The sequence below is a fragment of the Aeromonas sp. 75A genome (genome assembly GCF_051919425.1).
GTDB classification, from domain to species: Bacteria; Pseudomonadota; Gammaproteobacteria; order Enterobacterales; family Aeromonadaceae; genus Aeromonas; species Aeromonas veronii.
Genome location: NZ_JBQBES010000002.1, coordinates 2,034,627 through 2,047,664, shown reverse-complemented (window position 1 = coordinate 2,047,664; position 13,038 = coordinate 2,034,627). Strand labels below are relative to the sequence as shown.

The 13,038-nt window shown below is 57.2% G+C and carries 13 protein-coding genes; 10 read left to right on the top strand and 3 right to left on the bottom strand.

All coding sequences use genetic code 11. The annotated features are described in order from the left end of the window. Positions 1-21: 21 nt before the first annotated feature. The 3 genes from ACTG2T_RS09410 to ACTG2T_RS09400 form a co-directional block, all read right to left on the bottom strand. Complete coding sequence (locus ACTG2T_RS09410) at positions 22-786, bottom strand: ATP-binding cassette domain-containing protein (RefSeq protein ID WP_330125599.1); 765 nt, start codon at positions 784-786, stop codon at positions 22-24. A 46-nt stretch (positions 787-832) separates the two neighbouring features. Further along, complete coding sequence (locus tag ACTG2T_RS09405) at positions 833-2,479, bottom strand: multidrug ABC transporter permease/ATP-binding protein (protein WP_330125600.1); 1,647 nt, start codon at positions 2,477-2,479, stop codon at positions 833-835. A gap of 79 nt (positions 2,480-2,558) precedes the next feature. After that, the gene (locus ACTG2T_RS09400; RefSeq protein WP_330125601.1) at positions 2,559-4,655 is read right to left on the bottom strand and encodes a TonB-dependent siderophore receptor; all 2,097 of its coding nucleotides are present in this window, start codon (positions 4,653-4,655) and stop codon (positions 2,559-2,561) included. 396 nt (positions 4,656-5,051) lie between these two features. On the opposite strand from ACTG2T_RS09400, the gene mioC reads away from it, so the two are divergent. The 10 genes from mioC to atpH all read left to right on the top strand — a co-directional run bounded on the left by mioC (position 5,052) and on the right by atpH (position 13,032). Then, positions 5,052-5,501 carry an FMN-binding protein MioC gene (gene mioC / locus ACTG2T_RS09395; protein WP_330125602.1) on the top strand — a complete coding sequence of 150 codons (450 nt, stop codon included), beginning with the start codon at positions 5,052-5,054 and terminating at the stop codon, positions 5,499-5,501. Between the two features lie 506 nt (positions 5,502-6,007). Further along, entirely contained in the window at positions 6,008-7,897 is a 1,890-nt protein-coding gene (gene mnmG, locus ACTG2T_RS09390; protein ID WP_058056584.1) for a tRNA uridine-5-carboxymethylaminomethyl(34) synthesis enzyme MnmG, read from the top strand. 8 nt (positions 7,898-7,905) lie between these two features. Beyond that, on the top strand, positions 7,906-8,532 hold the full coding sequence (gene rsmG / locus ACTG2T_RS09385) for a 16S rRNA (guanine(527)-N(7))-methyltransferase RsmG (RefSeq protein WP_005339331.1): 627 nt from the start codon (positions 7,906-7,908) through the stop codon (positions 8,530-8,532). A 26-nt stretch (positions 8,533-8,558) separates the two neighbouring features. Continuing rightward, complete coding sequence (locus ACTG2T_RS09380) at positions 8,559-9,362, top strand: ParA family protein (protein ID WP_005342341.1); 804 nt, start codon at positions 8,559-8,561, stop codon at positions 9,360-9,362. Then, positions 9,359-10,267 carry a ParB/RepB/Spo0J family partition protein gene (locus tag ACTG2T_RS09375; protein WP_330125603.1) on the top strand — a complete coding sequence of 303 codons (909 nt, stop codon included), beginning with the start codon at positions 9,359-9,361 and terminating at the stop codon, positions 10,265-10,267. The genes ACTG2T_RS09380 and ACTG2T_RS09375 overlap by 4 nt, the downstream gene beginning before the upstream one ends. Before the next feature lie 190 nt (positions 10,268-10,457). Further along, positions 10,458-10,868, top strand: coding sequence for an ATP synthase subunit I (locus ACTG2T_RS09370; protein ID WP_019445506.1), 411 nt, complete (start codon positions 10,458-10,460; stop codon positions 10,866-10,868). 8 nt (positions 10,869-10,876) lie between these two features. Next, positions 10,877-11,659: a F0F1 ATP synthase subunit A gene (gene atpB / locus ACTG2T_RS09365; RefSeq protein WP_005339335.1), complete on the top strand. Its 783-nt coding sequence runs from the start codon at positions 10,877-10,879 to the stop codon at positions 11,657-11,659. 58 nt (positions 11,660-11,717) lie between these two features. Then, positions 11,718-11,960, top strand: a complete 243-nt coding sequence (atpE, locus tag ACTG2T_RS09360; protein WP_005307205.1) for a F0F1 ATP synthase subunit C — start codon at positions 11,718-11,720, stop codon at positions 11,958-11,960. A 54-nt stretch (positions 11,961-12,014) separates the two neighbouring features. Continuing rightward, entirely contained in the window at positions 12,015-12,485 is a 471-nt protein-coding gene (gene atpF / locus ACTG2T_RS09355; RefSeq protein ID WP_005339336.1) for a F0F1 ATP synthase subunit B, read from the top strand. A 13-nt stretch (positions 12,486-12,498) separates the two neighbouring features. Continuing rightward, the gene (atpH, locus tag ACTG2T_RS09350; RefSeq protein ID WP_005339341.1) at positions 12,499-13,032 is read left to right on the top strand and encodes a F0F1 ATP synthase subunit delta; all 534 of its coding nucleotides are present in this window, start codon (positions 12,499-12,501) and stop codon (positions 13,030-13,032) included. Positions 13,033-13,038 lie beyond the last annotated feature (6 nt).

Below are 13,038 nucleotides of genomic sequence, written 5' to 3'. Positions count from 1 at the left end.
CGGTTCAAGAGAGCCCCCCGGTCAGACGATGGCGATGGGATGAGCATAAGCCGGGTGGCGAATGACCTCCATCGGAATGCCATAGATGGCGTGCAGAGTCTCGCTGGTCATGATCCCCTCAGGTTCACCGTGGGTGAGCAGGCGGCCGGAGTGGAGCGCCACCAGCCGATCGCAGAAGCGGGAGGCCATATTGATGTCGTGAATGACGATGATGACCCCGAGGTTTAGCTGACGGCTCAACTGCTTGACCAGCGTCAGCACCTCCACCTGATGGGCCACGTCCAGCGCGGCCAGCGGCTCGTCCAGCAGGATGAAGCGGCTCTCCTGGGCCAGCAGCATCGCCAGCCAGACCCGGCCCCGCTCGCCGCCGGAGAGGGTATCCACCAGCCGATCGGCAAAGTGTTCGGTATGGGTAAGGGCGATGGCCCGATCGACCTGACGGTGATCCTCCGCCCCCATCCGGCCCAGCAGGCCACGCCAGGGGTAGCGGCCCATCTCCACCAGCTCCCGCCCGAGCAGATTCTCAGCGCTCGGCAGATGCTGGGGCAGATAGGCCACCTGACGGGCAAACTCCCGATTGCCCCAGTCGGGCAGCGGCTTGCCATCGAACAGGATCTCGCCGTCGCTGAGGGGTTGCTGGCGTGCCAGCAGCTTGAGCAGGGTCGATTTGCCCGACCCATTGTGGCCGATGAGGCCATAGACCTGTCCCTGCTCGAAACGCAGGTCGGTGGGGTGCAGCAGCGTGCGGTCATTGACCGTGAAGCTGGCTGATTTCATCTCGAACATAAGCAATTCCTGTGCTGGCTTGCCGCCAGTCTCATCGGTGCCGGCATCAAGCCGGCACCTCGCAATCCAGGTGGGCAATCGCATCACGGCTCACTTCGGCGCGCCGCGCCCCGGTCAGTTCGGTGAGCTGGCCCTGACGCATCTCCAGCAGACGATCGGCCAGCGGGAAGTAGTGATCGTCGTGGCTGATGGCAATCACCGTCTTGCCCATCTCCTTGAGGCGCGGCAACAGCACCTGATAGAAGATGCGGCGGAACTGGGGATCCTGATCCGCAGCCCACTCGTCAAACAGCATCACCTCGCGCTGCTCGGCCAGCGCCAGCAGCAGGGCGACCCGCTTGCGCTGCCCTTGGGAGAGATCGATATCGGCGATAAAGCCATCCTCGATGGTGAGCTTGCTGCCCATCTGCAACCGCTCCAGCCACTCAGCCACCAGCTCATCCTTGGGTTCCGGCCCCAGCAGGTGCTGGAACAGGTGATAGTCGGTGAAGATGGCGGAGAAGAGCGCCAGATAGCCGTTGCGATCGGTGACGGGTTCACCATCCAACAGGATGCGGCCCGATACCGGCTGATAAAGACCGGTCAGCAGCATGGCCAGCGTCGACTTGCCGGAGCCATTGCCGCCGATGATGAAGATCTGCTCCCCCTTTTCGATGACCAGATCGATGGGGCCAACGGCAAAGCCGCCCTCCCCCTGATAGTGAAAGCTCACCTGCTCCAGCTCGATACGCTGCCAGGGGCGGATGGCGGGCGGCAACGGGAAGTCCGCATCCGGCTCGGCCAGATTGAGGGCGGCGATCTTGTCGAACGCCACCTGAGCGGCAAGCAGGGTCGGCAGGGCGCCAATCCCCTGCAACAGCGGGGTGCGCAGGAACAGCAGGGTCAGGGCGAAGGTGGCGGCCACATTGGTGTTGGCCCAGCCAAGGCCGTTGGCCAGAAAGAAGACCAGACCGATGGCCCCCAGCATCATGATATTCGACCAGTTCACCGCGCTCAGGTGATAGGTGTCGGCGCGAATGATCTGCTGGCGATAGTCACGGGCATTTTGCTCATAGAGCTGGTGATAGACGAAGTGAGCCCGCTCGCGGTTGAGCGCCAGCTCCTTGCTGCCAGCAATGATGGCCTGATAGTTCTGATAGAGCCGATCTTCAGCCTGACGCATGTGGGAGAGATGGCGATAAACACGGTTCACCAGCAACCAGCCCACCACCATGGTGACGGTGACCCAGAGTGCGGTCACCCCGAGCAGGGCCGGAGAGAGCCAGCCAAGATATAGGGCAGAGCCCAGCGTGAGTACCAGCCCCTGCACCAGCTCAGGCAGGCGCACGAAGGCGATGGTGATCTGGCCGATATCGCTGGAGAGGGAGGCCAGCAGCGGCCCCTGACCAATCTGGCGGATGCGGGCGACATCGCTATCCAGCAGTTGCTTGAGCAGACGGCCACGCAACCGGTAGACAAAATGGTGACCGAGAGTGGTCAGGGCCAACTGAGATCCGAGTGTGACCACCAGCAGCAGCACTATCAAGCCGACCAACTGACCGAGGATCGGCAGCGGATCACCTATAGATTCGATAAGAGACTGATTGATAAAAGCAATGACGCCAATCCCGCTGACGGCACTGAGCAGACTGAGCAGGGTAATGGCGATAAAAGGCCAACGATATTGGCGATAAACCAGAGACAAGAGTTCCATAACGGACCGGTATTCCAGAGAGGTCAGAACAACTGCGGGTGAAAAGAAGGGCGGGAATCCGGTTCCCGCCCGACTTCGATTACCAGCGGTAGTTGATGCTGCCCACTACGCTGCGCGGCTCGCCGTAGTAGCAGTAATAGTCACAACTGGCCACGTAGGTTTCACCCAGCAGGTTGTTGACGTTGAGCTGGGCACGCCAGTTCTTGGCAAAGTCATACCCGATCATCGCATCCCAGACGGTATGGGCCGGCACCTCGGCAGAGCCGTAGATGGGGGTGAAATCCGCATTCACGGCGCCAATACCCACGCTGGAACCGATATAACGTACACCGGTACCCAGCTCCAGACCCGAAGCCACCCCTTGCTGCACCTTGTAGTTGCCCCAGAAGGAGGCCTGGTGGCGAGGGATCAGGCTGGCACGGCGATCGCCACTGCCGGTGTCGTTGGTTTTGGCATCTGTGTAGGTATAAGCAGCGGTCAGACGCAGCGCATCGGTCACCTGCACGCTCCCTTCCAGCTCAATCCCCTGAGAGGTCACTTCACCCGCCTGGGTCTGCTGGCCGGAACCGGTAGAGACCAGCGAGTTGGTCTGGACCAGATCGAACAGCGCCAGATTGATGTAACCGTCGAGGAAGGCAGGCGCATACTTCACGCCGGTCTCGTAGAGCTTGCCCTTGAGCGGCTTGTAGGAGTTTCGGGTGTTAGGATCGATCCCCGGCAGCACCTCGAACGACTCGGCATAGGCAAAGTAGGGAGAGAGGCCGTTGTCGGCCAGATACATCAGGCTGCCCGAGAGGGAGAGCTCGTGATCGTACTGGCGCTCGTCCTTGCTGGTATTGGTGTTGTGGGTCTCCACATAGTCAAAACGGCCACCGGCAGTCAGCAACCAGCGATCGTCCCAGCGGATCTGGTGCTGGGCATAGAGGCCGCTCTGGCCCTTGCTGCTCTTCTGGTGAGTGGCGGTCGACTCGTCAAAACCGGGGAAGCCGCTGTAATCCGGGTTCATGGTATTGATGGTGCCCATGGCGTAGTTGTCGGCCTCGACCCCTTCATTGACATGACGCTGCAGATCAACCCCCAGCAACAAGGTCTGCTCGGTGCTGTCGGTGTTCCAGTAGCCCACCATCTGGTTGTCCATGGTGGCACTCTTGGTATTGCCATCACGGTAAACCAGGCCACGACTGGCGGTTGTGCCTTCATAGGTCGGGAAGATATAGGTCTGGCGCAGCAGCAGATCGTTGTAGTTGAAGCGGACGTTCTGCTTGAACTCCCAGCTCTGGTTGAGCTGGTGGGCCAGCTCATAACCGGTGGAGATCTGGGTATTGCGGTTGCGATCGTAATCCGGTTGGCTCAGGTTGGTGGATGGATCAATCTGGCCACCTGACGTATTCAGGGTGCCATAGACCGGGAAGAAGCCGTTGGTCGGGACCCCTTCGTCGTGCAGGAAACTGGCCAGCAGGGTCAGGCTGGTACGATCCGAAAGATCGAAGGTGACGCTGGGCGCCAGATAAACCCGATCGTTGTAAGTACCGGTAAGCACACCATCACGCTCTTTATAAAGAGCAACCATCCGGTAGCGGCTGTTGTCGGAGAGCGCGTCAGAGACGTCCACCCCGACCTGACGATGATCCCGGCTGCCAAGCTGCAGATCTACCTGCCCTTGCGGCGTGGCGGTCGGTCGCTTGCTGATGGCATTGATCACCCCGCCCGGAGGCGCCTCACCGTAAAGGATCGAGGCTGGCCCCTTCAGCACTTCCACACTCTCCAGACCAAACGGTTCCGGCGTCCAGACGTAGTAGCCTGTGCCAAACAACCGGTTGCCATCCAGATAAGAGGCGGCATCGAAGCCACGTACCTTGAACCAGTCGGTGTTGTTGTCGGAACCATAGAGACCGGCCAATACGCCGGAACGGTAGCGAATCGCTTCATCCAGCTGCAACACGGCGTGCTGATCCAGCTCCTCGCGATTAACCACGGAGACGGCGCGAGGGGTCTCGGCCATCGGCACTTCCACCTTCATGGCCGTACCGGTCACCACCATGGTTTCGCTGGCTTTGGGCAGCTCAGCGGTGGTTTGTTCGGCCATCAGCGGCAGGGAGACGAGCAAACCGGAGAGCGAAAGCACGCCGAAGGCGCCCTTCTTGCCGGGTCCTAAAGTGTATTTTTGCGCAATCATATTAAAGTCTCGTTTATCAATGAGTTATGTTGTTTTAATTGTTATTTGTGGTCGTTTGCCACGACATCACCCTGTTCCATGGGCGAATAAAGCAGCGCAATCCTACTACAGGATCCGTGATCGAATCGATTCAATAATTGCTAATCATTTGCATCTGCATTGTTATCTAACTGCTTCGTTGGCAGGATTTCGCGGGAGATCGGAGCCATCAGGAGAGCCATGGGTGGAGAAGAAAATGAAGAGGAATATAAAGAAGCAGAAAAAAGATCGACGGGATGGATCCGGTGGCATTATCTGACTGGATCCATTATCCCCAAGCTTTATCCATATTTATCCACACCCTTTGGCGGTAGAATCCGGCTTTCCGTTTCTTTGTCTGAAATCAGGATCCATTCCATGGCCAAAATCAATCTCGTCGTCGGCTCCATGCTGGGCGCCGCCGAATATGTCGCAGACCACGTCGCCAACCTGCTGGAACAGGCTAGCCACCAGACCCGGATCCACAACCCGGCCAAGCTGGCAGAGGTGCTCGATGATGCGGGATCCATCCTGCTGGTGGTCACTTCCACCCATGGTGCCGGGGATGTGCCCGACAACCTGCAACCCTTCGCCAAGGATCTTGCCGAGCAGCATCCGGATCTTAATTCATTGAAATATGGCGTGATCGCCCTTGGCGACAGCAGTTATGACACCTTTTGCCAGGGTGGCAAGACGCTGGATCGGCTGCTGGCCGAGTGCGGTGCCAGCCGGATCGGCGAGCGGCTCGACATTGATGTGACCCAACACGAGATCCCCGAAGATGCCGCAGAAGTGTGGATCCGCGACTGGATGACGATGATCGCCTGATCAGCGCACGGGAGATCCTGAAAAAAAGCTTGATCTCCCCACTTATCCCCAGATCGACTATCCACCATGTTATTAACAGATTGATCCGGGGGAGTTGTTCTACAAGGTTACCCACAACGCCCAGGGGTAATGTGCATAACTACGGTGTAAAGCTCTGCAAAACCTATAGTTATCCATGTATTAGATCCAGACCGACAGACCTCTGTGTATAAAAGTCCTGGTTATCCCCTCGTTCACCGGGCCAGGATCCAAGCTTTTCCACAAGCTAGGATCGTCCTTAAATTAATGATTTATGATCAAAAAGTGCTTATCAACAGAAAGGGCGGATCCTAATAAGAGATCCAGTAAAAGATCGATCTAAAGATCCTTAAGATCTAATTAGTGGATCCTCCCTTCATACTGAACGTTAAGTAGACGTTCCCCTCAGGACGCGAAACAGATAGAATGTTCCGCCCTTTAGCCCAGGCAAATAAAGATCTTCAGGCGTGCAGATCAAGGTGATCCCAATGCAATACCATGAACAATTTGATGTGATCGTCGTCGGTGGCGGTCATGCCGGAACCGAAGCAGCAACAGCGGCAGCCCGTATGGGCATGAACACCCTGTTGCTGACCCACAATATCGATACGCTGGGACACATGTCCTGTAATCCGGCGATCGGCGGGATCGGCAAGGGACACCTGGTCAGGGAAGTTGACGCACTCGGCGGGATCATGGCACGTGCCATCGATCTTGGCGGGATCCAGTTCCGCACCCTCAACTCCTCTAAAGGCCCGGCAGTGCGAGCCACCCGTGCCCAGGCGGATCGCCTGCTCTACAAGGCCGTCGTTCGCCAGATGCTGGAGAATTACCCGAACCTGAAGATCTTCCAGCAAGCCTGTGACGATCTGATCATGGACGGGGATCGTGTTGCCGGTGTGGTCACCCAAAGCGGGATCCGCATCAGCGGCAAAACTGTGGTGCTGACGGTCGGTACCTTCCTGAATGGTTTGATCCACATCGGGATGGAAAACTACAAGGGCGGCCGTGCCGGGGATCCTCCCTCGATCGCTCTGGCCCAGCGCCTGCGTGAGCTGCCGCTGCGCATCGATCGTCTCAAGACTGGCACACCGCCGCGCATCGATGCCCGCAGTGTCGATTTCTCTGTGATGCAGGAACAGCATGGCGACGATCCTCGTCCGGTCTTCTCGTTTATTGGCGATGCCAGCCAGCATCCCCGTCAGGTGCCCTGCTACGTTACCCATACCAATGAGCGCACCCACGAGGTGATCCGCAATAACCTGGATCGCAGCCCCATGTACGCCGGGGTGATCGAGGGGATCGGCCCGCGCTACTGCCCGTCGATCGAAGACAAGATCACCCGTTTCGCCGACAAGACGGCGCACCAGATCTTCGTCGAGCCGGAAGGCCTGACCACCCACGAACTCTATCCGAACGGTATCTCCACCAGCCTGCCGTTTGACGTGCAGGTGCAGATCGTCCGTTCCGTGCGCGGCTTCGAGAACGCCCACATCACCCGCCCCGGCTATGCCATCGAATATGATTTCTTCGATCCGCGGGATCTCAAGGCCAACATGGAGAGCAAGTGCATTCCAAACCTGTTCTTCGCTGGCCAGATCAACGGCACGACCGGTTACGAAGAGGCTGCGGCACAAGGCCTGATGGCCGGCCTGAATGCGGCCCTGCGTGCCCAGGACAAGGATCCCTGGAATCCTCGTCGGGATCAGGCCTACATGGGCGTGATGATGGACGATCTCTCCACCCTGGGGACCCGCGAGCCTTACCGCATGTTCACCAGCCGCGCCGAATACCGCCTGCTGCTGCGTGAAGACAACGCCGATATCCGCCTGACTGCCATCGGTCGCGAACTGGGTCTGGTGGATGACGAGCGCTGGAGCAAATTCAACGCCAAGATGGAACAGGTCGAGCTGGAGCGTCAGCGCATGCGTTCAACCTGGATCCACCCGCAACATCCGTCACTGGAGGCAGTCAACGCCCTGGTCAACACCCCGCTGACCCGCGAACAGAGTCTGGAAGAGCTGTTGCGTCGCCCAGAGGTGACCTATGATGCGCTGATGGCCATCGAAGGGGTTGGCCCCTCCGTGACCGATCCTGCCGCGGCCGAACAGGTTGAGATCCAGATCAAGTACGCCGGTTACATCGAGCGTCAGCACGATGAAGTGGAAAAGCAGCTGCGCAACGAGAACACCCTGCTGCCGCTGGATCTGGACTATCGCGAGGTGAACGGCCTCTCCAACGAGGTGAAAGCCAAGCTGAACGATGCCAAGCCGCAGACCATTGGTCAGGCTTCCCGCATCTCCGGCATCACCCCGGCGGCCATCTCCATCCTGCTGGTTCACCTGAAAAAACACGGCCTGCTGCGTAAAACCGCCTGAGGAATCCCATGCTGGAAAGATTGAACGGCCTGCTCAAGCAGGCCGAAATTGTTATCACCGATACCCAAAAGAGCCAGCTGGTGCAGTTGGTCGAGTTGCTGCACAAGTGGAACAAGGCTTACAATCTCACCTCGGTGCGAGATCCGGACGCCATGCTGGTCAAGCATATCCTCGATAGCCTGGTGGTAAGCCCCCACTTGCACGGTGAGCGCTTCATCGACGTGGGGACAGGTCCCGGCCTGCCGGGATTGCCGCTGGCGATCATCAATCCGGACAAGCAGTTCGTCCTGCTCGACAGTTTGGGTAAGCGGATCAACTTCATCCGTCAGGTGATCCAGGAGCTGGGTCTGACCAATGTGACGCCGGTCAAATCCCGGGTTGAAGAGTATCAACCTGAGGTGGGGTTTGATGGTGTACTGAGTCGAGCCTTTGCCTCGCTGGAGGACATGCTGAGCTGGTGTCACCACCTGCCGTCAGAACAGGGTTGCTTCCTGGCACTCAAGGGACAATATCCCGAGCAGGAGCTGGCCCAGTTGCCTGCCAATATCCGTCTGGTAGCCTGTCATGAGTTGCGGGTGCCGGAACTGGAAGGCGAACGTCATCTGCTGGAATTCAAACATATCCAGCCCGAATAGGGGCGCAGTTTCATTTAGGGGATCGTGTGGGAAAAGTCATCGCCATAGCCAACCAGAAGGGTGGAGTGGGTAAAACCACCACCTGTGTGAATCTGGCCGCCTCCATGGCTGCCACCCGGCGCAAGGTGCTGGTGATCGATCTGGATCCGCAGGGCAATGCCACCATGGGCAGCGGTGTCGACAAGTATGACGTCGAGCGCACCGCCTATGAGCTGCTGATCGAGGATGCCCCCATCAGCGAAGTGATCATCCCCGAAACTACCGGGGGTTATCACCTGATCGCCGCCAATGCCGACGTGACCGCGGCCGAAATCCGTCTGATGGAATTTTTCGCCCGCGAAATCCGCCTGCGCAATGCGCTGGCTTCGGTGCGGGACAAATACGACTACGTCTTCATCGACTGCCCGCCCTCTCTCAACATGCTGACCGTGAACGCCATGGCCGCCGCCGACTCCGTGTTGGTGCCCATGCAGTGCGAATATTACGCGCTGGAGGGGCTCACCGCCCTGGTCGACACCATCAGCAAGCTGGCCGCCGTGGTCAATCCGGATCTCAAGATCGAAGGGGTGCTGCGCACCATGTTCGATCACCGCAACCGGTTGGCCAATGATGTGTCCGATCAGCTAAAACAGCACTTTGGCGACAAAGTCTACCGCACCATCATTCCCCGCAACGTTAGACTGGCTGAGGCCCCGAGTTTCGGTGCCCCGGCCATGCACTATGACAAATCATCGGTGGGCGCCAAGGCCTACCTGGCACTGGCTGGCGAGATCCTGCGCCGCCAGGAGCAGGAACGTCAGGCGACCATCGCAGACCGAGAGAGCATATGACTCCGAAAAAACGTGGACTGGGCAAGGGGCTGGATGCTCTGCTCAGTACCAGCACGGCTGCCCGCCAGAAACAGGTGATGAGCGATCAACGTACTGAAGAGGCCATGGCCCCCACCAATCAGGGCGAGCTGCGCAAGCTGCCGGTGGAGTGGTTGCAGTCCGGCAAGTACCAGCCCCGCAAAGACATGTCCCAGGATGCACTGGAAGAGCTTGCCAACTCCATCCGCGCCCAGGGGGTGATCCAGCCCATCGTGGTACGCCCTCTCGGCGAACAATCCTTCGAAATCATTGCCGGTGAACGGCGCTGGCGCGCGTCCCAGCTGGCGCGGCTCGAGGTGGTGCCCTGCATAGTCAAGGATGTACCCGACGAGGCTGCCGTCGCCATCGCGCTGATTGAGAATATTCAGCGGGAAGACCTTAATGCCATCGAAGAGGCGGTCGCTCTACAAAGACTGCTGACCGAATTCGAACTCACCCACCAGCAGGTGGCCGAGGCGGTGGGCAAGTCCCGCACCACGGTGACCAACCTGTTGCGTCTCAACCAGCTCAACGACGACGTGAAGCGTTTCGTCGAGCATGGCGACCTCGACATGGGCCATGCCCGTGCCCTGCTGGCCCTGAGCGGCCAGGCCCAGTCTGAACTGGCCAAGCTGGTTGCCCAGAAAGGGCTGACTGTACGCGATACCGAGAAGCTGGTGCAAAAAGCGCTCGAACCGGCAAAAGCCAGGGTCGAACCGGCCCGTGATCCGCAGATCGGCTACCTGGAGCGCCAACTGGCAGAAAAAATTGGCAATCAGGTGCAACTTCAGCCTGGCAAGCGGGATAGCGGGAAGTTAGTAATAAGTTACGAGAATTTGTCCGATTTGGACCATATATTGGGCTATTTTGGCGTGTCGGAATCGTGATTTTTACGCTTTTTGTAGTAATAAAACATCCATTCCTTTTGATATGACCATAACCCTGATTTGCCGCGGAAAGCCGCAAAAATTAAGGATTTTTGTCATATTGCAATAGCTGCCCTCAAGGGTATAATTTGACCGGCTTTAAGAGCTGTTAACATGGGGTCTTCGGATCCCGATTTTTTACAGTTCTGTAATGTTCAGGGGTAGGTTGGTGAAGCAGAAAATAGCCTTGGAAGGTTTGACACTGGCCTTGGTTATGCTCGTTTGTCAGCTCATCCTGATCCTGGCGATGAGTGCCGTCTGGTTTTACCTGACTGGTGCCAGCGCCGGTTATTCCGCCCTCTATGGAGGGGGGATGTACTGGGTTCCTCAAGCCTTGTTTACTGTCTGGGTGCTGCGCCGCAAGGTGACAACCGAGAGTGTGGGCTTGGTTTTGCGGGACTTTTATGGTGGGGCAGGGATTAAGCTCATTTCTACAACAGGTCTATTCGCCCTGATGTTTGGTGCGGGAGTCGAGGTCGTTACCGTCTCGTTTTTCGCCACTTATATCCTCGCCCTCGTTGTACAGTGGATGGTTTCATTCACGCTTAACAACCACTATTAGGAAAACTCATGTCTGCAACCGGAGAAGTCCTGACTCCTCAGGGATATATCTCCCACCACCTGACCCACCTTCAAGTCGGGTCCGGGTTCTGGACGGTCAATATCGACTCAATGGTATTTTCCGTCGTGCTAGGCGCCCTGTTTATCCTGCTGTTCCGCAAAGTAGCCGTTAACGCTACCAGCGGGGTGCCGGGTAAGCTGCAGTGCTTTGTGGAGATGCTGGTCGAGTTTGTGAATGGTAACGTCAAAGACATCTTTCACGGTCGCAACAAGGTCATCGCACCTTTGGGGCTGACGGTGTTTGTGTGGATCTTCCTGATGAACTTCATGGATCTGATCCCCGTTGACTTTATCCCTCACGCTGCACAATTGATGGGTATTCCCTATCTGCGTGTGGTTCCCTCTGCTGACGTTAACATCACCATGTCCATGGCTTTGGGCGTGTTCTTCTTGATCCTGTATTACAGCATCAAGGTCAAGGGTATCGGCGGGTTTGTGAAGGAGCTGACGCTTCAGCCTTTCAACCACCCGGCGGCCATCCCGGTTAACCTCATCCTGGAAACTGTTACGCTGATTTCCAAACCTGTTTCTCTGGGTCTTCGACTGTTCGGCAACATGTATGCTGGCGAACTGATCTTTATCCTGATTGCTGGTTTGTTACCCTGGTGGTCACAGTGGATCCTGTCCGTGCCTTGGGCAATTTTCCACATCCTGATCATCACTTTGCAGGCATTCATTTTCATGGTTCTGACCATCGTCTATCTGTCGATGGCGCAGGAAGACCATGGTTGATGCAACTCAAATAATCCTTTTTATACAATCAATTACATCTAAATAACTGGAGATCCTCATGGAAAACTTGAACATGGACCTGCTGTACATCGCTGCTGCAATGATGATGGGTCTGGCTGCTATCGGCGCTTCCATCGGTATCGGTATCCTGGGTGGCAAGTTCCTGGAAGGTGCTGCTCGTCAACCGGATCTGATCCCTGTTCTGCGTACCCAGTTCTTCATCGTAATGGGTCTGGTGGATGCGATCCCGATGATCGCCGTTGGTCTGGGTCTGTACGTGATGTTTGCGGTTGCTGGCTAAGTCGTTACGACTCTCCAGGCATAACCCATTAACTAACTTAAGAGGACATCGGCTGTGAATATCAATGCCACCCTCCTCGGCCAAGCAATTGCTTTTTTCTTCTTCGTAGTGTTTTGCATGAAGTACGTATGGCCGCCGCTGATTGCAGCCATCGAAGCCCGTCAGAAAGCTATTGCTGACGGTCTCTCTTCTGCCGAACGTGCCAAGAAAGATCTGGATTTGGCCAAGGCCAACGCCACCGATCAGCTGAAAGAAGCCAAGCTGCAGGCTGCTGAAATCATTGAGCAGGCTAACAAACGTAAAGCCCAGATCATTGATGAAGCTGCCGCTGGTGCCCAGTCTGAGCGGGAAAAAATCCTGGCTCAGGGCCGTGCCGAGATCGAAGCTGAACGTCATCGTGCCAAAGAAGAACTGCGTAAGCAGGTTGCTGCTCTTGCCATTGCTGGTGCAGAGAAGATCCTGGCGCGTCAAATCGACCAGGCTGCCAACAGCGACATCGTCGACAAACTGGTAGCAGAACTGTAACGGGAACGGGGCTATGTCTGAACTGACTACAATCGCTCGCCCCTACGCCAAGGCTGCTTTCGAGTTTGCCGTTGAGCACAAGGCGGTTGACCAGTGGCTGGGTATGCTCGGTTTCGCTGCGCAAGTAGTGGAAAACGAGACCATGCACAACCTGGTAAACGGCTCTGTGGCCGCCGAAGAGCTGGCAACGCTGTTTGTCGGTGTCTGCGGTGAGCAACTCGACGTGCATGGCCAGAACCTGATCCGGGTGATGGCCGAGAATGGTCGCTTGGGTGTGCTGCCGGCGGTCGTTGCTGAATTTGTAGCGTTCAAAGCTGAACTGGATAAAGAGGTTCAGGCTGACGTGATTTCGGCGATCGAACTGACCGACCAGCAGAAAGCCAATATTCAGGCTTCTCTGGAACAACGTCTCGCGCGCAAAGTGAAGCTGAATTGCAGCATCGATGCGTCCTTGATGGCCGGGGTGCTCATCAAGGCCGGTGATCTGGTAATCGACGGCACAGTCCGCGGTAAGCTGGATCGCATGGCTGACGCGCTGCAATCTTGATTGGGG

What these genes read in the sequence shown, in the direction of transcription:
- ACTG2T_RS09410 (WP_330125599.1), bottom strand. Translation starts at nt 786, where the DNA reads ATGTTCGAGATGAAATCAGCCAGCTTCACGGTCAATGACCGCACGCTG.
- ACTG2T_RS09405 (WP_330125600.1), bottom strand. Translation starts at nt 2,479, where the DNA reads ATGGAACTCTTGTCTCTGGTTTATCGCCAATATCGTTGGCCTTTTATC.
- ACTG2T_RS09400 (WP_330125601.1), bottom strand. Translation starts at nt 4,655, where the DNA reads ATGATTGCGCAAAAATACACTTTAGGACCCGGCAAGAAGGGCGCCTTC.
- mioC (WP_330125602.1), top strand. Translation starts at nt 5,052, where the DNA reads ATGGCCAAAATCAATCTCGTCGTCGGCTCCATGCTGGGCGCCGCCGAA.
- mnmG (WP_058056584.1), top strand. Translation starts at nt 6,008, where the DNA reads ATGCAATACCATGAACAATTTGATGTGATCGTCGTCGGTGGCGGTCAT.
- rsmG (WP_005339331.1), top strand. Translation starts at nt 7,906, where the DNA reads ATGCTGGAAAGATTGAACGGCCTGCTCAAGCAGGCCGAAATTGTTATC.
- ACTG2T_RS09375 (WP_330125603.1), top strand. Translation starts at nt 9,359, where the DNA reads ATGACTCCGAAAAAACGTGGACTGGGCAAGGGGCTGGATGCTCTGCTC.
- ACTG2T_RS09370 (WP_019445506.1), top strand. Translation starts at nt 10,458, where the DNA reads ATGTTCAGGGGTAGGTTGGTGAAGCAGAAAATAGCCTTGGAAGGTTTG.
- atpB (WP_005339335.1), top strand. Translation starts at nt 10,877, where the DNA reads ATGTCTGCAACCGGAGAAGTCCTGACTCCTCAGGGATATATCTCCCAC.
- atpE (WP_005307205.1), top strand. Translation starts at nt 11,718, where the DNA reads ATGGAAAACTTGAACATGGACCTGCTGTACATCGCTGCTGCAATGATG.
- atpH (WP_005339341.1), top strand. Translation starts at nt 12,499, where the DNA reads ATGTCTGAACTGACTACAATCGCTCGCCCCTACGCCAAGGCTGCTTTC.